Annotated in this window: 22 protein-coding genes and 2 pseudogenes; 12 read left to right on the top strand and 12 right to left on the bottom strand. The window is 34.0% G+C overall.

Going from position 1 to position 25,414, the window contains the following annotated elements; translation table 11 throughout:
* Positions 1-25: 25 nt before the first annotated feature.
* The 9 genes from kynU to LQ693_RS07615 form a co-directional block, all read right to left on the bottom strand.
* Complete coding sequence (kynU, locus tag LQ693_RS07655; protein ID WP_119499046.1) at positions 26-1,309, bottom strand: kynureninase; 1,284 nt, start codon at positions 1,307-1,309, stop codon at positions 26-28.
* 273 nt (positions 1,310-1,582) lie between these two features.
* Entirely contained in the window at positions 1,583-2,713 is a 1,131-nt protein-coding gene (locus LQ693_RS07650; protein WP_239703136.1) for a zinc-dependent alcohol dehydrogenase family protein, read from the bottom strand.
* A gap of 26 nt (positions 2,714-2,739) precedes the next feature.
* Entirely contained in the window at positions 2,740-3,588 is an 849-nt protein-coding gene (gene ahlS / locus LQ693_RS07645; protein WP_065381592.1) for an AhlS family quorum-quenching N-acyl homoserine lactonase, read from the bottom strand.
* A 295-nt stretch (positions 3,589-3,883) separates the two neighbouring features.
* Entirely contained in the window at positions 3,884-4,693 is an 810-nt protein-coding gene (gene phnE, locus LQ693_RS07640; protein WP_037590241.1) for a phosphonate ABC transporter, permease protein PhnE, read from the bottom strand.
* Positions 4,690-5,487, bottom strand: a complete 798-nt coding sequence (gene phnE / locus LQ693_RS07635; protein ID WP_119499048.1) for a phosphonate ABC transporter, permease protein PhnE — start codon at positions 5,485-5,487, stop codon at positions 4,690-4,692. The genes phnE (LQ693_RS07640) and phnE (LQ693_RS07635) overlap by 4 nt, the downstream gene beginning before the upstream one ends.
* Positions 5,488-6,261, bottom strand: coding sequence for a phosphonate ABC transporter ATP-binding protein (gene phnC, locus LQ693_RS07630; RefSeq protein ID WP_025906907.1), 774 nt, complete (start codon positions 6,259-6,261; stop codon positions 5,488-5,490).
* Positions 6,262-6,331: 70 nt separating this feature from the next.
* Positions 6,332-7,288, bottom strand: coding sequence for a phosphate/phosphite/phosphonate ABC transporter substrate-binding protein (locus LQ693_RS07625; RefSeq protein WP_025906906.1), 957 nt, complete (start codon positions 7,286-7,288; stop codon positions 6,332-6,334).
* Between the two features lie 266 nt (positions 7,289-7,554).
* A complete protein-coding gene (locus LQ693_RS07620; RefSeq protein ID WP_103360805.1) occupies positions 7,555-9,093 on the bottom strand; it encodes a bifunctional metallophosphatase/5'-nucleotidase in 1,539 nt (512 codons plus the stop codon).
* A gap of 308 nt (positions 9,094-9,401) precedes the next feature.
* Positions 9,402-10,037 (bottom strand): FMN-dependent NADH-azoreductase, encoded by a 636-nt coding sequence (locus LQ693_RS07615; protein WP_025906904.1) that lies wholly within the window; start codon positions 10,035-10,037, stop codon positions 9,402-9,404.
* A 171-nt stretch (positions 10,038-10,208) separates the two neighbouring features.
* Between LQ693_RS07615 and LQ693_RS07610 the strand changes: the two genes are divergently transcribed.
* The gene (locus tag LQ693_RS07610; protein ID WP_198052304.1) at positions 10,209-10,799 is read left to right on the top strand and encodes a histidine phosphatase family protein; all 591 of its coding nucleotides are present in this window, start codon (positions 10,209-10,211) and stop codon (positions 10,797-10,799) included.
* Positions 10,800-10,840: 41 nt separating this feature from the next.
* Here LQ693_RS07610 and LQ693_RS07605 read toward each other — a convergent pair whose 3' ends face one another.
* A complete protein-coding gene (locus tag LQ693_RS07605) occupies positions 10,841-11,542 on the bottom strand; it encodes a GntR family transcriptional regulator (protein WP_025906902.1) in 702 nt (233 codons plus the stop codon).
* A gap of 143 nt (positions 11,543-11,685) precedes the next feature.
* On the opposite strand from LQ693_RS07605, the gene LQ693_RS07600 reads away from it, so the two are divergent.
* Together LQ693_RS07600 and LQ693_RS13825 are read left to right on the top strand one after the other, a co-directional pair.
* Positions 11,686-13,128 (top strand): 6-phospho-beta-glucosidase, encoded by a 1,443-nt coding sequence (locus tag LQ693_RS07600; protein WP_103360806.1) that lies wholly within the window; start codon positions 11,686-11,688, stop codon positions 13,126-13,128.
* 197 nt (positions 13,129-13,325) lie between these two features.
* Positions 13,326-13,406, top strand: a pseudogene (locus LQ693_RS13825) (YSIRK-type signal peptide-containing protein); the annotation flags it as partial.
* Between the two features lie 113 nt (positions 13,407-13,519).
* Here the strand turns inward: LQ693_RS13825 and LQ693_RS07595 are convergent.
* Positions 13,520-13,789 carry a hypothetical protein gene (locus LQ693_RS07595; RefSeq protein WP_239703135.1) on the bottom strand — a complete coding sequence of 90 codons (270 nt, stop codon included), beginning with the start codon at positions 13,787-13,789 and terminating at the stop codon, positions 13,520-13,522.
* A gap of 43 nt (positions 13,790-13,832) precedes the next feature.
* On the opposite strand from LQ693_RS07595, the gene LQ693_RS13755 reads away from it, so the two are divergent.
* The 7 genes from LQ693_RS13755 to LQ693_RS07560 all read left to right on the top strand — a co-directional run bounded on the left by LQ693_RS13755 (position 13,833) and on the right by LQ693_RS07560 (position 22,671).
* Complete coding sequence (locus LQ693_RS13755; protein WP_332311068.1) at positions 13,833-14,399, top strand: E domain-containing protein; 567 nt, start codon at positions 13,833-13,835, stop codon at positions 14,397-14,399.
* Positions 14,400-14,615: 216 nt separating this feature from the next.
* Entirely contained in the window at positions 14,616-15,011 is a 396-nt protein-coding gene (locus tag LQ693_RS07585; protein ID WP_025906898.1) for an acyl-CoA thioesterase, read from the top strand.
* Between the two features lie 15 nt (positions 15,012-15,026).
* The gene (locus LQ693_RS07580) at positions 15,027-15,833 is read left to right on the top strand and encodes a glutamate racemase (protein WP_107572917.1); all 807 of its coding nucleotides are present in this window, start codon (positions 15,027-15,029) and stop codon (positions 15,831-15,833) included.
* 68 nt (positions 15,834-15,901) lie between these two features.
* The gene (locus tag LQ693_RS07575; protein ID WP_103361676.1) at positions 15,902-16,528 is read left to right on the top strand and encodes a LysE family translocator; all 627 of its coding nucleotides are present in this window, start codon (positions 15,902-15,904) and stop codon (positions 16,526-16,528) included.
* Positions 16,529-17,038: 510 nt separating this feature from the next.
* The gene (locus LQ693_RS07570; protein ID WP_103361677.1) at positions 17,039-18,829 is read left to right on the top strand and encodes an ABC transporter transmembrane domain-containing protein; all 1,791 of its coding nucleotides are present in this window, start codon (positions 17,039-17,041) and stop codon (positions 18,827-18,829) included.
* The gene (locus LQ693_RS07565) at positions 18,813-20,576 is read left to right on the top strand and encodes an ABC transporter ATP-binding protein (RefSeq protein ID WP_025906894.1); all 1,764 of its coding nucleotides are present in this window, start codon (positions 18,813-18,815) and stop codon (positions 20,574-20,576) included. Before LQ693_RS07570 ends, LQ693_RS07565 begins: the two co-directional genes overlap by 17 nt.
* Before the next feature lie 94 nt (positions 20,577-20,670).
* Positions 20,671-22,671, top strand: coding sequence for a CocE/NonD family hydrolase (locus tag LQ693_RS07560; protein ID WP_198052303.1), 2,001 nt, complete (start codon positions 20,671-20,673; stop codon positions 22,669-22,671).
* A gap of 58 nt (positions 22,672-22,729) precedes the next feature.
* Here LQ693_RS07560 and LQ693_RS07555 read toward each other — a convergent pair whose 3' ends face one another.
* Positions 22,730-24,685 (bottom strand): fructose-1,6-bisphosphatase, encoded by a 1,956-nt coding sequence (locus tag LQ693_RS07555; RefSeq protein ID WP_103361034.1) that lies wholly within the window; start codon positions 24,683-24,685, stop codon positions 22,730-22,732.
* Positions 24,686-24,834: 149 nt separating this feature from the next.
* Between LQ693_RS07555 and LQ693_RS07550 the strand changes: the two genes are divergently transcribed.
* A complete protein-coding gene (locus LQ693_RS07550) occupies positions 24,835-25,188 on the top strand; it encodes a DUF488 domain-containing protein (protein ID WP_025906891.1) in 354 nt (117 codons plus the stop codon).
* Between the two features lie 86 nt (positions 25,189-25,274).
* Positions 25,275-25,414 (top strand): annotated as a pseudogene (locus LQ693_RS07545) (transposase); the annotation flags it as partial.

Here is a 25,414-nt window from a genome sequence, read left to right as displayed (position 1 = left end):
AGCTACTCCTTAAGTACGCAATTTATTATACGACCAGGCCACGTTTAGTACTATATTGTTCGTATAAATGATCTTGTGCAATTTCTTCTAAAATCTCAACGACTTTATAGACTTCTTCATAAGATGTATATAAAGCAATAGGTGCTAATCGAATCACATTTGGTTCTCTAAAATCAGGAATGACGCCTTTATCTTTCAACGCTAAACTGATTCTATATGCTTCATCATGCACTAAACAAACATGTCCACCTCGTTTAAAATCATCACGTAAGTTCCCAACTGAATAACCATAGTCAGTTAACTTTTCATCAATTAAATACATTAAGTATGACGTAATATGAAGTGATTTCGTTCTAATAGCATGCATGCCAACTTCGTTAAAAATGTTAAGTACACCTTCTAATGGTGCCATAGAGAGAATATTTGGCGTTCCAACTTGCCAACCTGAAGCATCTCGTTGATGTTCAAATGTATGATTAAGTTGGAATTGTGTTTCGTCTTTATTCCCAAACCAACCGGCAGTACCAGGACTGCGATTAAAGTGTTTCTTATTGATATATAAGCCAGCAGTTGAACCAGGTCCACCTGATAAATATTTATATGTACACCATACTGCAAAGTCTGCATCAATTTGGGATAAGTCCATTTCAATCGCACCGATTGCATGACATAAGTCCCATCCAATGGTGATTTGACGTTCCTTCGCAGCCATTGTTATTTTTGCCATGTCTAATACTTGAGCACTTCGGTAGAGTACAGTAGGCAATAGAATAAGTGCAACATCATCCGTCATTGCTTCAATAATGGCATCTTCATCAATGAATACACCATCTGAACTTTTAACAACTTTAACTGCATCGTTTGGATCTAATCCTTTTAAACGCACTTGACTATCTACTGCATAACGATCAGTAGGGAAGTTTAAGTCATCAACTAATATTTTGTATTTATCTTTAGTCGGTTCGTAAAAAGTACTGATAGCTTGATGTATATTGGATGTCGTGCTACCAACTACAACAACTTCTTCAGGACTCGCACCAATTAATGGCGCCATGTTTGAAGCAATGTGCTTAGAATAATGATAGTATTTGCTGTCTTCAATATTCCAAATTTTGATACCTTCTTTTTTCCAATCTTCTAATGCATTGAGCAATGATGCCTCAGCATCTTTAGAAGCAAGACCTAAAGAATTCCCATCCATGTAAATTTCGTTAGGTTGTATATAAAATCGATCACGAACATGATGTAACACATCCGCTTTATCCAAAGCTTCGGCAAATTCTTTTGTTGTATTAAATGAAGTATCCATTTGTTCATCCCCTTATAAATAATGAATCATTCTTTAAATATAATTGTATACTTTCCATGTAAAAGTCACAAAGATAATGATATTTGGGATGGGTGGATGTAGGTGTGTGGGTGGGCAGGAAGTGAGAAGGTGGAATTGGGATTTCCAGGCCGATAAATCAAAATAGCGACCCGAAAATGGAGTTTCTGGACCGATAAAATAAATTACCGGTCCAGAAACAGAAAATATGGACCGATAAAAAAATTTACCGGTCCATATTTTGCATCTCAGTTATCAATTATTCATTTTGACTACTAGTCTTGCGGCGTCTCCTTTTGCTAGTCGGTCGAATCCTTCATTAATTTGATCTAGAGGCAACGTGTCTGTTAGTAATGAATCAATATCTAAGCGACCTTGTTTATAAAGCGCGATAAATCTTGGGATATCTCTCATTGGTATACAGCTACCAACATATGAACCTTTAATGGTTCTTTCTTCCGCCGCTAAAGTAACTTGTGGAAATGAAAATTCATGTTTAGGGTCTGGTAATCCGGTTGTAACTGTTGAACCTCCACGTTTGGTGATTTTGTATGCAACTTCCATTGCTAGCACGACACCGGCAGTTTCAAATGCATATTCAACGCCGCCTTTTACATAAGCTTTAACTTGTTCAACAACATCATCGTCTCCTGAATTAAAAGTTGCAGTTGCACCGAGTTTTTTAGCTAATTCAAATTTGTCTGGATTAATATCTAATGCAATGATTTCTCCTGCTCCAGCTAATTTAGCGCCTAAAATTGCATTCAAACCGATACCGCCTAATCCAACAACTGCAACTGAGCTACCTGGTTTTACTTGTGCTGTATTAATAACTGCGCCTATACCTGTAATAACAGCACATCCAAATATGGCTACTTTTTCAAAAGGAATGTCTTTATCAACTTTAACGATAGAGTGTTGTGAAACAACAGCATAATCTGCAAAGCCAGAAACCCCTAGGTGATGATGCATATTATCTTCTTCATTATGTAGTCTTATGCCACCATCAAGAAGTTCTCCTTGCTCATTAGAAGCAGCGCCATTCTCACATAGTGCAGGTCTACCTTCACTACAAGGTAAACAATTGCCACAGTTTGGAATAAATGTACAGACAACATGATCACCAACTTCAAAGTTTGTTACGTTGTCTCCAATTTCAATAATTTCTCCTGCCGCTTCATGTCCAAGTGCCATAGGAGTAGGGCGTGGTCTACTTCCATTAATAACAGATAAATCTGAATGACATAACCCTGCCGCTCCAATTTTAATGAGCACTTCATTTTGATTCGGTTTATTTAATTCAAGTGTTTCAATTTTTAATGGTTTACTTTCTGAATATGGACTAGGTAAACCCATTTCGTGCAATACTGCTGCTCGTGTCTTCATTAGCTTTCACTCCTATATGATTAACATTATTCGTAATATCCATCTGTTGATTTTCTAAAGCCTTCAAATTGATTGCCATCATGCCCGAACCAAATTTGTGCGTTTTTCTCTTTAGCGAGTCTTTTAATCTTTTCAACAGATCTTGCCCAACCAATTGAATCATATAAAATACCAGGTGGCTTTAAAATGTCTCCCATACTTTCAGCTGTGTAAATAGCATCTGAAGCCAATATCAGTGTACCGAGTTCCTGAGTTTCTACTTCTAGTCCAATCATGCCCCATGCATGACCACTACCAAAATTCAGTACTTTAACACCTTTAACAATTTCTAAATTATCTTCATAAGGTTTAATCGTTTTCCATGTTAAATCATTTTTAATCCAAGCATCAATATCCGCCCAAATATAAGCACCAGCTTTTTGGTTACGCGCATAAGTCTGCATCGTTCCATTAAGTTCATCATCATGCACAATTACAGTTGCGTTTGTAAAATATTCAAGACAACCTGCATGATCTAAATGAAGATGAGAAGCTACGACATAATCAACTTCGCTTGGATCGACATTAATTTGTTCAAGTCTATTAGGTAAGTAGCAAGATTCATCAGCAGTATACGGGAAAGCTTTTTGAGTTTGGTTAATCCATCTACCGTTTTCCCCCATAGAGTTAGGATTACAAGCCGTGTCGAATAAAATCTTTGCTTCAGGATGATCAATAAATACGGTGTAAATAGGGAATTCAAACATTTCATTAGGTGCATTTGGATTATCCAAAGTAGCTTGATTAGACCCAGCAATCATTAGATTCTTGTCCATTCTCATACGACCATTGTCGAGCACATAAAGCTTTATTCCTTGATTATTTACATTTACCATAAATCATCACCTCAATCTTTAGTGTATAATTACATTATAGTTGTAATCGTTTTCAAGAACAAACAAAAAGACAAATGTAATAGAGATTGAATAGGGTGATGAGGTTGGAGTATGGACCGATAAGAAAAATTACCTGTCCAGAAACGAGAAATATGGACCGATAAATAAAAATAGCGACCCGGAAATGAGATTTGCAGGCCGATAAAAATAATTACCGACCCGGAAACGAGATTACCAGGCCGATTAAAAAAATAGCGACCCGGAAATCGCAATTTCCGTGGTCGCTTCATCTTTGTTAAACGAGTTTTTTCCTAATACTACCTGATATAAAATCAACTACTGCTACCATTATGACTAAACCTATTAATATTATGCCTACACGATCCCAAGTTCGAGTTTGCAAAGCAAATATTAATGGTGTACCGATACCGCCAGCTCCGATTAAACCAAGTATTGAAGCGGATCTTAAGTTTAACTCAAAACGATATAATACTAATGATATGTATGAAGGTAGTATTTGTGGTACTACTGCAAACATGAGTGTCTTAATCGAATTGGCGCCACTTGCTACGAGTGATTCTGTTGGACTTAAATCTAGATTTTCTAGATCTTCAGCGAACAATTTACCCATCATACCTATAGAATGAATACCTAGTGCAAGTACACCTGAAAATGATCCTGGACCTACAGCTTTAATAAAGATAATGGCCATAACAATTTCAGGAAACACTCTTATAACACTCAAAATAAATTTACTAATACTAGAAACAGGTTTGAATTTAACCATGTTTTTAGCAGCAATAAATGCAAGTGGTATAAATAAAATGGCTGATAAAAATGTACTAATAACAGCAATTGCAAATGTTTCTAATAAACCTCTAAGAAGGTCTTCACCTTCAGGAATATATACATAATTCCAATCAGGATGAAATAATCCATCTACAATAGATTTCATAATTGTTCCTGACTGTGATTTGATTTCGAAAGCGGGTAATCCTACAAAAGCCCAAATTAATAATACGACAAGAATGATACTTGTAATCCATCGAGAAATAATGGATTTGCGTTGTCTTTCTGGCTTTAACTGATAATGAGTTTGTGTCATATTAATTTTTCCCTCACTTTCGTACTTACTAAGTCAATGATTACAACAATAACAAGTGTTACAAGTATAATAGTTAATGTCTTAGGATATTGGAAAAGACCTAACGTTTGATCATAATACAGACCAATACCACCAGCACCAACTAAACCTAATACTGCTGCTGCTCTTATGTTAATTTCGAATGCGTATAATACATAAGACATATATGGTGCAATAGCTTGTGGGATTATCGCATATGTAATCCATTTTAATTTATTTGCACCAACTGCAGTCATAGCTTCTAATGGACCATCATCAATACTTTCTAATGACTCATACATCAATTTACATATGATACTAATAGATAAAATGATGATTGCGAGTACCCCTGGAATTTGACCGATACCAAAAATTGCAACGAATACTGCTGCAAGTAATAAGTCAGGGATTGTTCTTACAATATTCAAGATAAATCTACAAGGATAAGTAATCCAACTTGAACGAATGACATTGCGGGCACACAGGATTGAAATAGGAATTGAAAGTAGACCACCTATAAATGTCCCTACAACTGCCATTCGAATGGTATCTAACATTGGTTTCGTGATACTAGAAATATAACTTAAATCTGGTGGAACCATACTTTTGAACAGTTCGACCATTTGTGGAATACCGTACATTAAATCACCAATACTAAAGTTCGTAAACATGAAACTCCAAACGACTAAAATAGCGACGATAATGATTGATAAAACAACTTTTAAAGAAGTCTTACGATGTAAGTAAGGTTCAAAGCGTTCTTGGTTAGAGTCCATTTACTGCACCCCTAACTTCTCGTCATTTTTAATATGGCGTCCATAAATTTCAGCAAATGTTTCATCCGTTGCTTCTGATGCAGGACCATCATAAACTAATTCACCAGCACGTAGCCCGATAATTCTAGTACCGTATTCTTTTGCTAAATCTACGAAATGCAGGTTGATGATAATCGTAATACCTAATTCCTCGTTAATACGCTTTAAGTCATCCATAACTTGTTTCGTTGTAAGTGGGTCTAATGACGCAACAGGTTCGTCTGCAAGGATGATAGACGATTCTTGACATAAAGCACGTGCAATAGAAATACGTTGTTGTTGACCACCAGATAATTCATCAGAACGGTTATATGCTTTTTCTAGTATATTTACTCTATCTAATGATTCTAATGCTTTTATCTTATCTTCTTTCGGAAATAAACCGAGTACCATTTTCCAAGTAGGGTGGTATCCGACTCTACCACTCAACACGTTTCTTATTACAGATGAACGTTTTACTAAATTGAAATGTTGGAAAATCATACCTATATTGCGACGCATCATCAATAATTCTTTACCTGATGCTTTAGAGATGGATTTACCATCAATTAAAATATCACCTTCAGTAATATCATGTAAACGATTGATAGAACGTAGTAGGGTAGATTTACCAGCACCTGATAAACCTACAATAACTGCAAAGTCGCCTTTTTCAATATTTAAATTGATATCTTTCAGGCCTTGGTGACCATTTTTATATATTTTGCTCACGTTTTTAAATTCTATTTGACTCATATGTATCCCCCTTAAAAAAATAAAAGCTCTGCTCATAATAGGAGCTGAGCTTTTATATTAAATCTCATCATTATTTTTCGTTATCGTTTACTTTTTTACCGTATTCACGTACGATATCGAATTCAGAGTCTTTACTGTCAACATAGCCTTCATGACTATAAACTTCACTTACAATTTTGTGACCTTCTTTAGTTTTTGCGATATCTTTAAAAGCTTTTTTAAGTTTATCTCTAAATTTGTCATCCATATCACTTCTTACTGAAATTGTGTCGTTTGGAATATCTTCAGTTAATTCTACGATTTCAGTATCTTTGAAAACGTTTGGTTGGTCTTTCTTAACAATGTTACGAGCATCTTGGAATGTTACAGCTACATCAACGTCACCATTTAATAATGCAATAATAGCTTGGTCATGTCCTTTAACATTTGTAATTTTCATGTCGTTAATTGGATTAATGCCTTCTTTTAATAATTCAGCTACTGGATAAGTGTATCCTGCAGTTGATGTAACATCTTGTAAGGCAATTTTTTTACCTTTCATATCTTTTAAAGATTTAATGCCAGAATCTTTTTTAACAACAAATTGTGATTTATAACTTTTAACGAGTTTGTCATTATTAGATCCGTCTTTGTTAACGCCATAACGTTGTGCTTGTAGTAATACATCAGCAGCTTTTTGATCATGTGCTAATGTGTAAGCAGTAGGTGGTAAGAAACCAACGTCTACTTTTTTAGATTTCATTGCTTCAACGATTGTGTTGTAATTTGTAGAAACTGAAACTTTTACTGGAATATCTAATTCTTTTGATAATAATTTTTCTAACGGTTTTGCTTTTGCTTCTAATGTGTCAGCATTTTGAGATGGAACGAATTGAATAGTAAGTTCTTTAGGTTTATAGCTGTCCCCTTTGCTATCCCCATCACTTGACGATTTTGAATCAATACTTGATTTCCCGTTGCCACATGCAGCTAGTAAAATCATTGCCCCCAACAAAAGTATGGTTACAAAACTAAAACTTTTTTTCATGTCCATTAATTAAACCTCCAAATATGTATTATCACTACAAATAAATAAAATCTCGATACAAATTTAATTATACGCCTCGATTATGTAAAATTACAATATGAATATGCATATATTTTCTATTTAATGCCATAATTTGTATGGACTCCATTTACATAAAAATATTACCACAAAATCTTATGTTTTTTTTACATAAAAATAGAAAATTTTGTTAAATGATTGTAAGGATATTAAAGGTTTGTCTGATGCAACATATTTCTCGGGTTTAGTTAATATTTCACTTCAAAATTCATTACTTCTGGCACATCTTCTATACTGTGTTGCTCTAAGAAGTTAATCAGCATTTCTGCGCCTTCTACTTGAATATCTTTGATAATTTTATCAGCACTATACATGTTAAAGTCACCGCCACCAACTGCTCTATAATTATTAAGAACGATAGAATAATGTGCGTCTAATTCGATAGTCTTGCCTTTAAATAAAACATTTTCTACACGATTGCCAATAGGCTTATGAATATTGAATGTATATGAAATACCCGCGTACATATCATAGTTATAATGTTGTGGTTTAGGTTCAATGAAAGCCTTATTCACAACGAGTTCACCTTGCTCAATATCGAAGTATGAAGCGGTTCTTTCTAAGGCTAGTAATAAATCTTTACCAGTAATATCTAGTACATAGAATGTATTAGGGAATGGGTAATTGTTAATAACGTCACGCATCGTAATAGTTTGTCCAAACCCAACACCACTATCAAATAATGCTGAAGCGGAAATATCAGCACCACTAAGCTTCATTTGAGCATAATTAATAAAGTTAATCAGTGGGTGTGGCTCTATTCTTGCTTTAAAATGATCGTCGACATACATCGTTTGAGATTGTTGCGAGATTTCAGTATCTAACCAGTCATTAATTTCTTTTTCTAAGTTTGTAAGACTTTGTGGAATTGAAATTTGAGGTTGATAGTCTTTAACAAATAGTAATTCTGAATCTGCTGATAACACTTTATTTGTTTCTTCATCAATTTTTAATGTGATTTTACCGAGACAATCTCCTTTACCACCGGGTTGAATGACTGCTGTTTGATTAATGACTTCTGCAATTTCTCTATGTTGATGACCTGTTATCAATACATCAACATCTTCTAATTCTGTTAGTAAAGCGGATCCTTCATTCTCACCAGTAAGTAATTCAGTTTCTTCACCTGTATGTAAATCACGCTCAAAGCCTCCGTGATAGCACACGACAACAATATCCGCGTTACGTCTCACTTCTGGTATCAGTTCTTTCGCAGTTTCAACAGCAGATTGGAAACTTAATTCGGCTATTGTATCGGGTTTCTCCCAATGCGGTATATATTGAGTCGTTAAACCGATAATACCGAAAGTTGTTTTCTCTTTTTCTAAATAAATGACATCATTACCAGTGAAAGGTTGATGATCTTTAAAAATATTTGCCGATAACACGGGGTAGTTTAAAGATTTAATCGCATCATAAAGATAAGGTAAGCCATAGTTAAATTCATGATTTCCAATAACACCAAAGTCAAAACCAATTTGGTTGTATAGATCTGTTAAAGGCTTGCTTGATTTTGTTTCCGAAGCCAAATATGAACATAGTGGTGAACCTTGTAGAAAATCACCATTGTCCATTACGATGACATGTTCATGAGTTTTCTTGATATCTTGAATCATTTGATTAATTTTAAGTAAGCCCTTAGGTAAGTCTTGATGAGCCTCTTGATAATCAGTAGGGAAGATATAGCCATGAATATCACTCACCGTTAAAATTATAATCTCTTTCATTATGAAAAAGCCTCCAATCATAAAATAATTCCTTGATAAATATAGTATAAACGAAACTTTTGAATAAAATGTAATATATTTTAGGATTAGAAGGAAATTTGGGGGAGGATATGGGAGTTTCTGGACCGATAAAATAAATTACCGGTCCAGAAATTGGAAATACGGACCGATACGAAAAATTATCGGTCCAGAAACGAGAAATATGGACCGATAAAAAAATTTATCGACCCGAAAACAGGATTTACAGGCCGATAAATGAAAACCTGAGTCATCGCGTGATGACTCAGGTTCAATTTTTCAATATTAAATTAGAATGTTTGTCCTAATGCTTTTGCACGCTCGATTGCGTCTGCTTTGATTTCTTCTGCTTTTTCTGGGTTAGCATTGTGGCCTTCAACAATTAAACCGTCAAAGTCTGTAATTCCGTAGAAGTTCATCATTTGTCCGATGTAACGGTGACCCATTTCTAAGTCAGCTGCTGGACCTTCACTATAGTATCCACCACGTGCTTGAATGTGTAATGCTTTTTTATCTGGTAATAAACCAACTGGACCTTCAGCTGTATATTTGAATGTTTTGCCAGCTACTGATACTGAATCTAAGTATGCTTTCATAACTGGTGGGAATGAGAAGTTCCAGAATGGTGTAACAAATACATATTTGTCTGCATTAACAAATTGATCACTTAATTCGTTTAAGCGACGTACTTTACCTTGTTCGCCTTCTGAAAGTTCTTCAAATCCTTGTCCTGATTGTAATTTACCCCAACCAGCAAATACATCTGCATCAATTTGTGGAATGTATGAATTGTATAAATCGATATGAACGACTTCATCATTTGGGTTTGAAGCTTTATAACTTTCGATAAATGATTTAGCTGTTGCCATTGAAAAAGAAACAGTTTCATCATGTGGATGAGCTGTAATAAATAATACTTGTGACATAATAATATTTCTCCTCTGTGATAAAAATTAAACTAACTATAAATATTATACTTAAAATTTTTACTAAAGCAATAGGAACGCTCATGAAAATAAATGTTATTTTACACTTAAGTTTTAATAATGGTAGGATAAATGTAATGAATGATAATTTGATAAGAGGGATGATGGATTTTGAGTAAGAAATTATACTTAATGAGACACGGACAAACATTATTTAATGAGAAGAAAAAAATTCAAGGTGCATCTGATTCACCATTAACACAATTAGGTATTGAACAAGCGCGTATGGCAAAAAAGTATTTCGATGAATCGAATATAACATTTGAGTCGTTATACGCATCTACACAAGAACGCGCGAGTGATACGCTAGAAATTATATGTCCAGAAAGGCCGTATGTAAGATTAAAAGGATTAAAAGAATGGAACTTTGGGCTTTATGAAGCTGAAAGTGAAACATTAAATCCGCCACATAAGCCAGGTGAAACTTCTTATGGAGACTTCTTTGTTGATTATGGCGGTGAGTCTAGTGAAGAACTGCAAAATAGAATGAACGAAACTTTAACAAATATCATGAATACAGATGAAGCCGATACAATTTTAGCTGTAAGCCATGGTGGAGCATTATATATGTTTTTACAACTATGGTTACCATTTGAAAAAGTTAAAGAAGTGAAATTCTCCAATTGTTGCATACTCGAATTTGAATTTGAAGCCAATACATTTAAATTTATACAAGCCATTAATCCAACAGAAATGGCATAAAAAACGGGACAGCCATCGCTCATGATGACTGTCCCGATCTATTATTTAATTGAAGGTATATAGAATCTAGAATTTTCATAATGGAATATGATTTTAGAGTAGTCGAAAGGAATACCTGTACTCGTGTAGAATATTTGTTCATATTCTAAAGATGGATCACCTTCATTTAATTCCAAGTGTGTCGCATCTTCTTTATTTAATTTACCAATATTGAAATATATATCAGTGAATCCTACTTTGACTTTTAAGTTATTTTCAATGTAATGAAAGATTGAACCATTGGCAATTTCTTCATTCATGTATAAGACAACATTCTTACTAAAATAAGAAGTTTCAATACAGAATACCTCTCCATCAAGATATCTAACGCGATCTACAAGATATACAGTATCGTTATCTTTTAACTTTAATTGTTGTTTTACTTCATCTTCAGGTTGAATCTCTGCGACTTTTAAGATTTTACTCGTTACATCGTGCCCTTTAAATTCATCTGAAAATCCATCAGCAGTAAATAAGTTAACAAATCCATCTCTTTTCGGATTTCTTACATAAATCCCACTGCCTCTAGCTTGATAGATTAAACCTGTTTTTTCTAGATTTTTGAGAGCATTGATAATCGTACTCTTGCTCACGTTAAATTCACTTCTTAAAACTTCAACACTCGGTAATTTATCCCCAGCTTCATAATGCCCATTATTGATAAGCGACTCAATACGTTCGGCAATAAGCTCGTACTTAAGCATATTAATCCCCACTTTATGATAGATATTACTCATATTATAGCACTTGTTAAATTAATAACACTAACTAAATATATACCTATCTTTACAAATTGTATCGGTATAATTATAATGTAAGTGTATACAAAATATCCGGAGGTAATCAAATGGCTAAATTAAACAAAGACTTTTTATGGGGTGGCGCTTTAGCTGCTAATCAATTCGAAGGTGGATATGATCAAGGTGGTAAAGGGTTAAGTGTTCATGATGTGATGACTGCTGGTGAGCATGGTAAAGCACGTGAAATTACTGAAAAGATTGAAGCGGACAAATATTATCCTAACCATGAAGGTATTGATTTCTACAATAGATATAAAGAAGATATTGGCCTGTTCAATGAAATGGGATTAAAGTGTTTAAGAACATCTATCGCATGGACGCGTATTTTTCCAAATGGTGATGAAACTGAGCCAAATGAAGAAGGGCTAAAGTTCTATGATAATGTGATTGATGAGCTTTTAAAATATAACATTGAACCTGTATTAACGTTATCTCATTTTGAAATGCCGTTACATTTAGCACGAGAATATGGTGGTTTTAGAAATCGTAAAGTTGTAGACTTTTTCGTTCGTTTTGCTGAAACTGTCTTCAATCGTTATAAAGATAAAGTGAAATATTGGATGACATTTAACGAGATTAATAACCAAATGGATACGAGTAATCCTATATTCTTATGGACGAATTCTGGTGTCACTTTAACAGAAGAAGATGATGCTGAAGAAGTATTATATCAAGTTGCGCATAACGAATTAATCGCAAGTGCACTTGCTGTATCAAAAGGTAAAGAAATTAATCCAAACTTTGTAATTGGAAACATGATTTCTCACGTACCTATTTATCCATATTCATGTAATCCTAAAGATATTTTAGAAGCGGAAATTGCCAGTCGTTTGAGATATTTCTTCCCAGATGTTCAAGTAAGAGGATATTACCCAGGTTATGCATTAAAAATGTTCGAGAAAAAAGGTTACGATATTAAGTGGCAAGAAGGCGACGATGAAATCTTGAAAAATGGTACGGTAGACTATATCGGCTTCAGTTATTATATGTCTACAGTCGTTAAACATGATGCAGAACAAAGTGTTGATGGTAATGTTGTGAATGGTGGATTACCAAATTCAGTAGAGAATCCATACATTAAAGTCAGTCAATGGGGTTGGGCAATAGATCCAATTGGTTTACGATATACTTTAAATGCGCTGTACAATCGCTATCAGTTACCATTATTTATCGTTGAAAATGGCTTCGGTACAACAGATGAATTTAAAGAAGACGGTACGATAGATGACCAAGAAAGAATCGATTACTTGAGAGAACACATTCAAGCGTCTATAGAAGCGGTTGATGAAGACGGTGTTGAACTAATGGGTTACACACCATGGGGCATAATTGATATTGTATCATTTACAACAGGTGAAATGAAAAAACGATATGGTTTAATTCACGTAGATCGTGATAATGCAGGAAAAGGAACATTAAAACGTACTAAGAAGAACTCATTCTATTGGTATAAAAATGTTATCGATACAAACGGTGAAGAACTTAAATAATAAAATATATTAACGAATTAATCTCTTGTCATATTAAATGACAAGAGATTTTTTTATGTTGTAATCAACCATTTGCTGTTTGAATTCATTACTGTATTCTCTACGCTCTCTTCTCATAAAAAGACCACCTACTTTCTTAATTTTAACAATACTTCTCTTTAAAGAAGTTGTCCAATTAAGTGTAGACGGTCCAGTATTCTATTAGAAAATTTACAGTAGGAACTGCTTCTATTTTAGTCGGAGCTACTTTACTTTTCGGGATAGGTGAAGAAGCAAAAGCGGATGAACAACAAAATAATTCTGTACAATCACAGTCAAATAATTTAAATGATGATGGTCAATCTGAAGAGGCTATAGAAAAACAAACATCAACAGAAAAACAAATTGTAGATCAAGAGAGCACAGAAGAAATTGCAACTAATGAACAAGATGTCGCTAAAGAAGAACAAACAGAAGAAGCACCAAAAGCTGAAGAAGCAGAAAAAGCAACAACAGAAGAAGCGTCAACAGCTGAAGAAACAGACAAAGTAGAAACAGAAGAAGCGCCAAAAACTGAAGAAACAGACAAAGTAGAAACAGAAGAAGCGCCAAAAACTGAAGAAACAGACAAAGTAGAAACAGAAGAAGCACCAAAAGATGAAGAAACAAACAAAGTAGACACAGAAGAAGCGCCAGCAGCTGAAGAAACAAACAAAGCAGCAACAATTAATCCATTAACAGCAGAAAAAGTAGGCGAAGGCGATCCAACAACGGAAGTAACGAAAGAACCAACAGACGAAATTGTTAACTATGCACCTGAAATTATTCCTCATGGTACTCATGAAGAAATTGATCCAAACTTACCAGAAGGTGAAACTAAAGTTATCCCAGGTAAAGATGGATTGAAAGATCCTGAAACTGGTGAAATCATTGAAGAACCACAAGATGAAGTAATCATCCATGGTGCTAAAGAGGACACAGGAAGCGACTCAGATAGCAACTCAGACTCAGACAGCGATTCAAACTCTGATAGTGAATCAGATTCAGAAAGCAACTCAGATTCAGACTCAGATATGGGAATGGGTTCAACTGATTCAAACAACAATGATGGAAACGGCATTGCAAAAGCTGCAACTACAGATGATCATGATAAATCAAATAATGATAAGAAATTACCAGACACTGGTGAACAACCAATTAATAACGGTGCTTTATTCGGCGGTTTATTTGCTGGAGTTGGATCATTATTATTGCTTGGTCGTCGCAAAAAAGATAACAAAGAGAATAACTAATAACTAGATTATTCTTAAGTGATTTAAAAGTGGTTAGGTCATAAGACTTAAACACTTTTTATATAAATAACTTTTTCAACAATAAAAAATTTAGTTGAAAAAGTATTTAAAAATTCCTAGTATTGCTAAAGGTTGATTTAATGAATGACTTTAAGTGATAATATGTATAAAGTTATTTTGAAATAATAAAAAATGATGTACGAAGGAGTCTTTTTAATGCAAGAGAGAAAATTAGTCGCTGAAAAAGAAATCGAAGTTAATGTTTATGATATTGATGCTATGGGCATTGTGAGTAATATTGTGTATGTAAGATGGTTTGAAGATTTAAGAACTGCTTTTATCAACCAATATATGACTTACTCAGAAATGATGAAATTTAATATATCACCAATATTGATGAGAACTGAGTCAGACTATAAAGTACCATTGACGATTCATGATAAACCAGTTGGTAGGTGTTGGTTAGTTAAAGTGAGTAGAATGAAGTGGGAACTTGAATTCGAAATTGCTACAGAAGATAAAGTGCATTGTATGGGATATCAAAAAGGTGGATTTTATAACGTGGTAGATGAGAAAATAGCACAAACACCGAAAGTATTTTTAGAAATTTAAGTTAGGATGGCATATATGACAAATAATCAAGACACGTTATTGCAACCTATTGCTGTTTTTGATGCGGGAATTGGCAGCTATTCAATTGTAGAATTGTTAAAAAAGACATACCCAAATCAAGACATAATATATTTGGCAGATCGCAATCAGTTTCCTTATGGTCAAAAATATATCCATGAATTAGAAACTGTAATCACACAAACCATTCATTATTTAGAAAAGTGGAATCCTCGTTTGATTATCGTGGCATCTAATGTACCAACGATTACTATTTTAAATAACATGAAAGATAATTTTGATACTGAAATCATAGGTGTATTTCCACCGGTGAAAGAAGCGTTAGAGAAATCTTCTAGTAAACAAATAGGTATTTTAGGTGTTCAATCTTTAATTGAAAGTGATGCATTAAATGAATTTATAAACAATGAAGTTTCTTCAGGCCATGTATATCAATTTAATGCTTCTTCATTAGTAGAATTAGTTGAAGACGGTTCATTTATATCCGATAAATATCGTACTTTAATGACTGTGAAGAATTTTATGGATGATATTATAGACCAACATGAAGAAATCGATATATTTACATTATCTTCTACACATTTACCGTGGTTGTATAGTTATTTTAAAGAATTATATCCACATATCATGTTTATTGATCCTGCTCAAACTGTTATTGAACAAGCAGCATCCTACATTTCCAACGGTCATGGCAGGATTAAGACATTAGTAACTGAAAATGAGAACTATACTATAGAAGGTTTTGAATCAATACTTGAAAAGTTAAATATAGACTTAGAAATTGAAAAGGTCGAGATAAATTAAAATTTTCATTTTACAACTTTAGATTATATGTTAGTATATCTTAACGATTAATTTAAAGGGGGTAAATGATGTTTGATATCGTATCTTTTCAACTGTTTTTAATCACAGTGCTTATCATCTGTATCACACCTGGTATTGATATGATGTTTATATTAAATAGAAGTATTTCACAAGGTAGAGATGCAGGTATATATTCAGCATTAGGTGTATCGGTTGGTGCAGTTGTTCATACTGTACTGTCAGGATTAGGGTTGTCCGTTATTTTACAAACTTCCGTTGTCTTATTCACGATTATTAAAATTGTCGGAGCAGTTTATTTAATTTATTTAGGTATACAAATGTTTATAAGTAAACAATCTTCAATCTCAATAAAGAAGACCGTGTATCAGTCTCGTAGAAAATTATTTGTACAAGGCGTGATCACGAACGTTACGAATCCTAAGGTAGCGCTATTCTTTATTTCCTTTATTCCACAGTTTATTTCAGTGGATAATCAGTACGGTCCAATACCATTTTTAATATTGGGTAGTATTTTCGCAGTAATGGGTGCGATCACATCATTTATCATTGCAATCTTTTCAAGTAGTTTAACAACAAAATTAAGAGAAAATATCGTAGCAGAAAAAATTATCAATAAAATAAGTGGTGCAGTATTTGTCATATTAGGAATAAGTCTATTCGGTACAAAATCATAAAGAAGTGAAAATGGCGCGGAACATTGAATAATGTCCCGGCCATTTTTTTATTGGGGAATAGTGGGATGAAGTGTTCTGAATGTTGCAAGTGGAGCGTGACTAGCAACATTGGAGGTCTGAATATTGCAAGTGGAGCGTGACTAGCAACATTGGAGCCCTGAATATTGAAAGTGGGACATGACTAGCAATGTTGGAGGTCTGAATATTGCAAGTGGGACGTGACTAGCAACATTGGAGGTCTGAATATTGCAAGAGAAGGGTGACTAGCAATATTGGAGCCGTGTATATTGCAAGACTGCCTAAACAAGCCACATAGCACGCCCGTATATTGCAAGACTGCCTAAACAAGCAACACCCACACCTCCCAATCTCCCTCATCTACAAAATTCCCGTATACGCCATTCGGATGATTTTTATATAAATGTATGAAAATTATGAACTTTCAATTTTCAGATGATTGTTTTGTGCTAAAATTTTAAATGTGTAGATATAAGGGGAGTGTGGACGATTATGAAGGTATTTGCAAAATTGGGCTGGTTTATTAAACAAGAAAGGAAAAATTATATTTTTGGCATTCTCATTTTATTACTCGTTGCGCTGATTGATTTGTTGCCACCACAAATTATTGGTCGAGTGATTGATGGTATTAGCTTTAATACTTTAACGGAAAAGACGCTTCTTATTTATCTCATCATTTTATTTCTTGCTGCTGTATTAACATATGTATTTCGGTACTACTGGCGCATTATGATTTTCGGGGCGAGTATGAGGTTAGGGAAGATATTAAGAGAGCGACTGTATCACAAATATACGTCAATGAGTCCTTCCTTTTTCCAAGAAAGACGTACTGGAGATTTAATGGCACATGCTACTAATGATATTAGAGCTGTTCAGAACACTGCAGGTGGCGGCGTTCTGACAATTGCTGATTCATTGATGTCAGGTGGGGCTGTTCTGATTACTATGGCAATTACTGTTGATTGGCGTTTAACTTTAATTGTGATGATTCCACTTCCTATTATGATTATATTAACGAGTTATTATGGTAAATTGCTTAACCGCGGTTTTAAAAAGGCACAAGCTGCGTTTAGTCAGTTGAATGATAAGACTCAAGAGAGTATTGCTGGGATAAAAGTTACAAAGACTTTTGGTTATGAAAAAGACGATCAAGCAGATTTTAAGCAACTAAGTGATGATGTCGTATACAAAAATTTAAAAGTTTCTAAAATTGATGCATTGTTTGATCCAACGATTATGTCAGTAATTGGTGTGAGTTACTTTTTAGCGATATTCTTTGGCGCAAGAATGGTGATTCAAGATGATATTACAATTGGACAACTTGTTACATTTACAACTTATTTAGGGATGATGGTTTGGCCACTGCTTGCACTTGGATTATTCTTTAACATTGTTCAAAGAGGTCATGCTTCATATGAAAGAATTAATGAAATTACCAATGTTCCAAACGATGTCGATACAGAAGTTAAGACGGATACGATTCCTGAAGGGGATATTCATGTCGACATTAAATCCTTTAAATTCCCAAACGATGATAATGTGGCATTACATGACATTCATTTCACGATTGAAAAAGGTACAACATTAGGTATTGTTGGTCGAACAGGGTCAGGTAAAAGTGCAATCATTCGTCTGTTATTACGCGAATTTGATACGAAAGAAGCGGATGAAATTATATATGGACATCATCCATTAAGTTATTTTGATATTCGTCATTTAAGAGCGCAATTTGGTTATGTACCTCAAGATCACTTTTTATTCTCGACTTCAATAAGAAATAATATTGCCTTTAGCGATCCTACTATCGATGATGATATTATTCATAACGCGAGTAATATTAGTTATATTCACCAAGATATATTAAGCTTTCCTGAAGGCTACAATACAGTTGTCGGTGAGAGAGGTGTTTCATTATCAGGCGGTCAGAAACAAAGGATTTCTATCGCAAGGGCATTAATTATGAATCCACCTGTACTGATATTAGATGATTCATTATCAGCAGTAGATGCAGAGACTGAAGAACATATACTTGAAAATATGCAGAACGTCAGACAAGGTAAGACGAATATTATAACAGCTCATAGAATGAGTGCTGTCAGTCATGCGGATATGATTATCGTGATGGATGAAGGCACAATCATTGAACGCGGTACACATCAAGAGTTGATGAATCTTAAAGGTTGGTATTATGACACGTATCAATCACAAGCCTTACATGAAAAACTTGCGAGTAGTCTAGATGAATTGGCAAAGGGGGATGACAACGATGGCACAAAATCATAATTTAACTGCCAAAGATCAGTTTGATGTACTTAAAAGATTAATTAAATATACGTTCCCCTTTAAAGGTATCATTGCACTTGCTTTCTTAATGCTGACGATTTCAACAGTTGCAAGTGTCGCAACACCTTATTTAGTAAAAGTATTTATCGATGACTATTTAACACCACGTGTATTTCCAGAATCAGATATGACATTACTGATTGTCATATTCTTTGTCGTTCAAATCATCGGTGCTGTAACAACATATTGGAATGTATACTTATTTCAATATTTAGCTTTTAAAGTGATTCAACAATTAAGAATTGATACTTTTGATAAAATTGGCCAATTAGGCATGCGCTATTTTGATAAAGAGCCAGGTGGCAGTATAGTATCAAGGTTAACGAATGATACTGAAGCCATTGTAGAAATGTTTATCGGTGTATTTTCATCATTTTTAATGGCATTATTTATGGTTATTTCAAGTTATGTCATGATGTTTATTTTAGATTTTAAATTAGCTTTAATGGCACTTGTATTTGTACCTATTATAGTTGTCATATTAGCACTTTATAGAAAATATTCTGCGATATACTTTTCTCAAGCGAGACAGCTTTTATCAGATTTAAATGCGAAGTTAGCTGAATCTATCGAAGGTATGAGAATTATTCAAGTATTTAATCAAGAAAAGAGACTTCAAAAAGAATTTAATGACATTAACGATGAGCACTATGAGTTTAATATGAAGACAGTCAAAATTGATGGCTTATTACTCAGACCGGCAATCAGTATGATTTCAGTATTTGCTGTCATTATGATATTAAGCTACTTCGGTATATTGAGCTTTTCAGGTGGCATTACAGCAGGGGTTGTATTTGCATTTGTACAATATATGGAACGCTTCTTTGAACCGATTAACCAAGTCAGTCAAAATTTAAACGTACTTCAACAAGCGCTCGTATCAGCGAGTCGTGTATTTAAACTAATCGATAATGATATGCTTGAGCCCGAGCAACAAGAGCGTCAAGATTTTCATATTACTGACGGCAAAATTGAATTTAAAGATGTAACATTTAGTTACGATGGCAAAACAGATGTATTAAAAAATATATCATTTATCGCAAATCCAGGTGAAACAGTTGCACTTGTTGGGCATACAGGTTCTGGGAAAAGTTCAATCATTAACTTGTTTATGAGATTTTATGAATTTGAACAAGGTGAAATTTTAATAGATCAACAATCGATTAAGCAAATACCGAAAAAAGAACTCAAATCTAATATTGGGCTTGTGCTTCAAGATGCATTTATTTTCTACGGAACGATTACATCGAATATAAAATTGTATCACCCGACAATGACTTTTGAAAAAGTGAAAGAAGCGGCTGAATTTGTAAATGCAGATCAATTTATCAATAAATTACCTGGGAAATATGATCATAAAGTAATCGAAAAAGGTAGTGCATTTTCAAGTGGAGAAAGACAATTGTTAGCATTTGCAAGAACGATCGCAAGTGATCCAAAAATATTAATACTGGATGAAGCGACTGCTAATATCGATTCAGAAACAGAAGCGCAAATTCAAGCATCTTTAGAAAAAATGAGAAAAGGCAGAACAACATTAGCGATTGCACATAGACTTTCAACTATTCAAGATGCTGATCAAATACTCGTATTGAATAAAGGCGAAATTGTTGAAAGAGGCACACATGACGAATTGATTAAACAAGACGGCATTTATCACAAAATGTATTTACTTCAAAATGGATAATAGTACGAACTGATCAGACGAAAGTGTCTGGTCAGTTTTTATATATGTAATTATGTATAATAAGCAGTAATAGATAAATAGAGGAGGATTTTACATGGGTGTTTTTGATGTAGACTATAATAAAATAACTGAGCGAACACAATTTCCATATGAAATCGAAGTGATTCATCATACTTGGATAACGATGCAAGATGGTACGAAATTATCAGCTAAAATCTGGCAACCTAAGACCGACACTAAGACTAAAGGTGCGGTATTAGAATATTTACCATATAGAAAAGATGAATTTACAGCTTTACGGGATGAAATTAGACATAAGTATTTTGCAGGGTTTGGGTATACTGCTATTCGAGTTGATATAAGGGGAACTGGGGATTCTGAAGGTATTATCGAAGACGAATATCCATTACAAGAACAAGACGATGCATTGGACATTATAGAATGGATAACAAACCAAGAGTGGTCAAATGGTTCAGTAGCAATGATCGGTAAATCGTGGGGAGGATTTAACGGATTACAAGTTGCTGCGAGACAACCAGAAGCATTGAAGACCATTATCTCATTATGTTCAACGGATGATCGATACGCGGATGATGTTCATTATAAAGGCGGAACGCTTATGGCTTCTGATATGCTTTGGTGGGCTTCTACGATGTTTGCATATAATGCACGACCAGCATTTCCGAAATATTTCGGTGATAAATGGTATGAGAATTGGCTTGAACGTTTAGAACATACACCACCGTTTGTGGAAGAATGGGTTAGTCATCAAACAAGAGATGATTATTGGAAGCACGGTTCTATCAATGAAGATTATTCAAACATTACCATTCCGGTATTAACGATGAGTGGTTGGGCTGACGGCTACACAAATGCTGTGTTTCGTTTAATGCGTCATTTGAATGTTCCGAAGAAAGGTGTTATAGGACCTTGGGCACATGAATTTCCAGACGTTGCAATTCCTGGACCTCAATTTGGATATTTACAAGAAGTTGTCGCATGGTTAGATAAATGGATGGAACCGAATGACCATATTAACCATAAAGACGAATTTCTTGTTTATGTTCAAGATAGTGTAGAGCCACAAACTTCATACGACTATCGAGAAGGCAAATGGCTAGATTTATTAAAAGAAGACATCAAGTCGAAAGATATTTTCAGTAGTATGACGCAAGAAATCACGTTGAAAAATAATCAACAACATGGTCTTTATTCAGGCGTGTTCTGTCCTTTTGGCCAAGAAGGGGACTTACCAGGTGACCAAACAATCGATAATGCTTTAGCATGCTCATTTATGGTTGAGACGTATGGTGAAACATTGAATATCATCGGACAACCTATCGCAAAGCTCCGTGTTAAATCTGATTGTGAATATGGCAATATCCATGTGCGTATTTCTGACGTGCATCCAAATGGCAAGAAGACATTGATTACGAAAGGTCAGTTGAATCTAAATCACTACAAGAGTCATGAAACGCCAGAGAAACTACCAATTAACGAGTATATCAATGCAGAAGTACCTCTAGATGTTATAGGCTATCAAATACCAGCAGGACATAAAATAGAAGTGTCTATCTCTCCTACATATTGGCCACAAATATGGCCGAGCAAAGAGATAGCAAATATAAAAGTGGATTTAGAGTATTCACAATTGATATTACCTTTAGTTGATCATTTTGAAGAAATTCAATTAGACTATCCTTTATCAGAAACTGCACAGCCTCTAAAAAAAATCATTCATAGAGAAGGGTCTCGAACGAGGGATATCACGAAGCGGTTAACGACCAATGAATGGGAATTAAGAGATTATTCAGATGAAGGATTAAGAACATTAAAAGATAGTCATATCACATATGGAACAGAGAACTTAAATGTCTACACAATTAAAGAAGACGATCCGTTATCAGCCAAAGTTCAATGTGATTGGAAAGTGATTGTTAAAGATGATGATATAGATACTGAAGTAGAGACATTTAGTACAATGACATGTGATGAAGACTATTATTATTTATATAATAAAGTCGTAGCTTATAACGAAGGCGAACAATGCTTCTCAAAAACATGGAAAAAGAAAATAAAACGAGACTTTACTTGAAGATGAATATAGTAAAAACCGCGAAAACTAACAGCTCACGTTAGTTTTCGCGGTTCTTTTAATCTATATAACGATATGACATTAATTCTTGTAACATTTGAATTTCTTCTTGCAGTTTGGCACCGATGTTTGTATCTCGAACTTTCTTTCTTTCGAGTTCTTCATCTACAACACGTCTAACGGATAGTTCATCAGCCCCGTTGAGTAGTACATTTTCTTTTGTACCGAAGTGTTTGTGGGCAACGAGCTGCATACCAAATGAGTTATACAGCAATGTATAGCCGGCGATACCTGTTGTAGATTGATAAGCTTTTGAAAATCCACCGTCTATAACAATCATCTTACCATTTGCTTTAATTGGATTTTCACCATCAATTTCTTTAACAGGTGTGTGACCGTTGATAATACGACCTTGTTCAGGATCTAAATCAAACTCTTCTAACATTTTGCGACACATATCGCTGTCTTCTCTTAAGTAATAATAAGGATTTTTTTCTTCTTTATGTGACGCTTTATCTTTTATAAAATATCTTTCGAATGTTGTCATGGCACGTTTACCGAATAATGAAGAATATTTACCTGTCCATAAATACCAAATTAAATCTGTAGATAAATCATCTGTTTCATGTTTACGACTAAATGAATTTCTAATATGATATTCGAATTGGTCTAATAACTCACGTCCATTAAAGACTTTACCGTCAATTTCCATTTCTTCCATATTACCTTGTTCATCTACAGGTATACATCCGTGGATAAGCAAATTACCATTATATTTTAAATATAAGTTACCTTTTTTCATTAAAAAGTTCATATGACGTTTCAGTTTTTCGGATTCTTGTACAGAAAGTAGAAGTTTATTAATGACTTCCTCTTCTTCTTCGTTTAGTTGTGCTGGATTTGCTGGATCAACGGTTTCGAAGCATGTATTTTCTAATTGATACGTTTGACCATAAATAGTAATTTCATTTTTATCGTAATTTACTTTTTCGAGTACGAGTCTTTCTTCCATATCAAATGACGGACGACGTTTAATAATTGGACTTTCTAGTTTAAATTGAATGATGGCGATTGCTTGATGAATCTTAGTGATTTGAAGTTTTTCTTCTTCTGATAGTTCTTTGTCGGCATGTTTTTTTGGATGAAATGCAGTATTATCGCCGTAATATTTTTCAGCTAAATTAACTAAAGGTCGCAAATTAATACCATATGCATCTTCAATGATATCTAAATTATCATAACGTGCGCATATTCTTAATATATTAGCTAAACATACTTTTGAACCAGCATAAGCACCAATCCATAATACGTCATGGTTACCCCATTGGATATCAACAGAATGATAATTGATTAACGTCTCCATAATTTTATCGGGTTCAGGACCACGGTCATAAATATCTCCTACAACATGTAAATGGTCAACGACTAATCTTTGAATCGTGTATGCTAAACCAATAATCAGTTTATCTGATTGACCTAGTGAAATGATTTTTTGAACAATCGTTTCGTAGTAAGTCGTTTTATTGTTATAGACATTGCTTTTGTATAATAACTCTTCGATTATGTATACGAATTGTTTTGGTAAAGCTTTACGTAACTTAGAACGTGTATACTTACTTGAAGCGTATGAAATAAGATGTATCATCTGTTGAATTGTTTCAATATACCATTCATTTAATTCCGATTTTGATGCAAATTGATTTTTAACAAGTTTCAATTTTTCTTCTGGATAATAAACGAGTGCAGCAAGGTCGCTAATATGTTCTTCAGAATGTGTATCTTTAAAAATATCATTAATTTTAGCTCTCACATTACCAGAACCATTTCTTAAAACATGTTGGAATGCATGATATTCGCCATGTAAGTCACTTACGAAATGTTCTGTTCCTTTAGGTAAGTCTAAAATAGATTGTAAATTAATAATTTCAGTTGCTACTTTTTCTTCTTCATCAAACTTTTCTGCTAATAAATTTAAGTATTTTTCTTTTAAATTCTGGCTGTCGTATTGAGTCATAAAAAAATTCACTCCGTTCATCATTTCGAGATTTTTTATTTAGAAATTAAACCTACCATTTGAGATATAGTATAACACATTAAGCGTTTTCTTTTATGGTTTAAGATTCACTTCTATAGGCTAAATATATATAAAGGAGTCGATCATTCATGGTATGTAAAATAGATAGAATTTATAATAATCTTGATGAAAAAGGTGTAAGAGTATTAGTGGACCGAGTATGGCCGAGAGGGATATCTAAAGACAAAGCAAATTTAGATCATTGGTTAAAAGACATCGCGCCCTCTAGTGAATTAAGAAAATGGTTCAATCACGAACCAAGTAAATTTGAAGCATTCAAAGAAAAATATAAAAAAGAACTCGAATCAGGCGATCAACAAGAAGCTTTAAATAAGCTAAAAGAAATATATAAAGAAAACAAACAAACACTCATCATATTGTATGGCGCCAAAGACGAAAAACACAATCAAGCAATCGTGTTAAAAGAAATATTGGATGGGTGAGTCATGGCTTAAGTACTGAATAAAGCCAAGAGAAGGGGCAAATCATGGCTTAAGTACCGAATAAAGCCAAGAGATAGTCCAAGTCATGGCTTAATGAAACAGAAAGCAAGCATAAGTGGATGCAAATATTTGATAAAATTAAGGCTCGTGGTGTCGAAGACATTTTCTTTTTATCTATGGATGGTGTTTCTGGCTTAGAATCCGGAGTTAAGGCTATTTTTCCTAA

Source organism: Mammaliicoccus sp. B-M6, assembly GCF_022386965.1.
In the GTDB taxonomy this organism is placed as follows: domain Bacteria; phylum Bacillota; class Bacilli; order Staphylococcales; family Staphylococcaceae; genus Mammaliicoccus; species Mammaliicoccus sciuri_A.
The sequence above is the reverse complement of the archived record's forward strand: the minus strand, read 5'-3'. Positions and strand labels throughout refer to the sequence as shown.

Excerpts from the sequence above, each read along its gene's own strand:
- phnC (WP_025906907.1), bottom strand. The coding sequence starts at position 6,261 with ATGAGTCAAATAGAATTTAAAAACGTGAGCAAAATATATAAAAATGGT.
- LQ693_RS07560 (WP_198052303.1), top strand. The coding sequence starts at position 20,671 with ATGGGTGTTTTTGATGTAGACTATAATAAAATAACTGAGCGAACACAA.
- LQ693_RS07550 (WP_025906891.1), top strand. The coding sequence starts at position 24,835 with ATGGTATGTAAAATAGATAGAATTTATAATAATCTTGATGAAAAAGGT.
- kynU (WP_119499046.1), bottom strand. The coding sequence starts at position 1,309 with ATGGATACTTCATTTAATACAACAAAAGAATTTGCCGAAGCTTTGGAT.
- LQ693_RS07575 (WP_103361676.1), top strand. The coding sequence starts at position 15,902 with ATGTTTGATATCGTATCTTTTCAACTGTTTTTAATCACAGTGCTTATC.
- phnE (WP_119499048.1), bottom strand. The coding sequence starts at position 5,487 with ATGGACTCTAACCAAGAACGCTTTGAACCTTACTTACATCGTAAGACT.
- LQ693_RS07625 (WP_025906906.1), bottom strand. The coding sequence starts at position 7,288 with ATGAAAAAAAGTTTTAGTTTTGTAACCATACTTTTGTTGGGGGCAATG.
- LQ693_RS07650 (WP_239703136.1), bottom strand. The coding sequence starts at position 2,713 with ATGAAGACACGAGCAGCAGTATTGCACGAAATGGGTTTACCTAGTCCA.
- LQ693_RS07570 (WP_103361677.1), top strand. The coding sequence starts at position 17,039 with ATGAAGGTATTTGCAAAATTGGGCTGGTTTATTAAACAAGAAAGGAAA.
- phnE (WP_037590241.1), bottom strand. The coding sequence starts at position 4,693 with ATGACACAAACTCATTATCAGTTAAAGCCAGAAAGACAACGCAAATCC.
- LQ693_RS07580 (WP_107572917.1), top strand. The coding sequence starts at position 15,027 with ATGACAAATAATCAAGACACGTTATTGCAACCTATTGCTGTTTTTGAT.
- LQ693_RS07585 (WP_025906898.1), top strand. The coding sequence starts at position 14,616 with ATGCAAGAGAGAAAATTAGTCGCTGAAAAAGAAATCGAAGTTAATGTT.
- LQ693_RS07620 (WP_103360805.1), bottom strand. The coding sequence starts at position 9,093 with ATGAAAGAGATTATAATTTTAACGGTGAGTGATATTCATGGCTATATC.
- LQ693_RS07565 (WP_025906894.1), top strand. The coding sequence starts at position 18,813 with ATGGCACAAAATCATAATTTAACTGCCAAAGATCAGTTTGATGTACTT.
- LQ693_RS07605 (WP_025906902.1), bottom strand. The coding sequence starts at position 11,542 with ATGCTTAAGTACGAGCTTATTGCCGAACGTATTGAGTCGCTTATCAAT.
- LQ693_RS07615 (WP_025906904.1), bottom strand. The coding sequence starts at position 10,037 with ATGTCACAAGTATTATTTATTACAGCTCATCCACATGATGAAACTGTT.
- LQ693_RS07555 (WP_103361034.1), bottom strand. The coding sequence starts at position 24,685 with ATGACTCAATACGACAGCCAGAATTTAAAAGAAAAATACTTAAATTTA.
- LQ693_RS07600 (WP_103360806.1), top strand. The coding sequence starts at position 11,686 with ATGGCTAAATTAAACAAAGACTTTTTATGGGGTGGCGCTTTAGCTGCT.
- ahlS (WP_065381592.1), bottom strand. The coding sequence starts at position 3,588 with ATGGTAAATGTAAATAATCAAGGAATAAAGCTTTATGTGCTCGACAAT.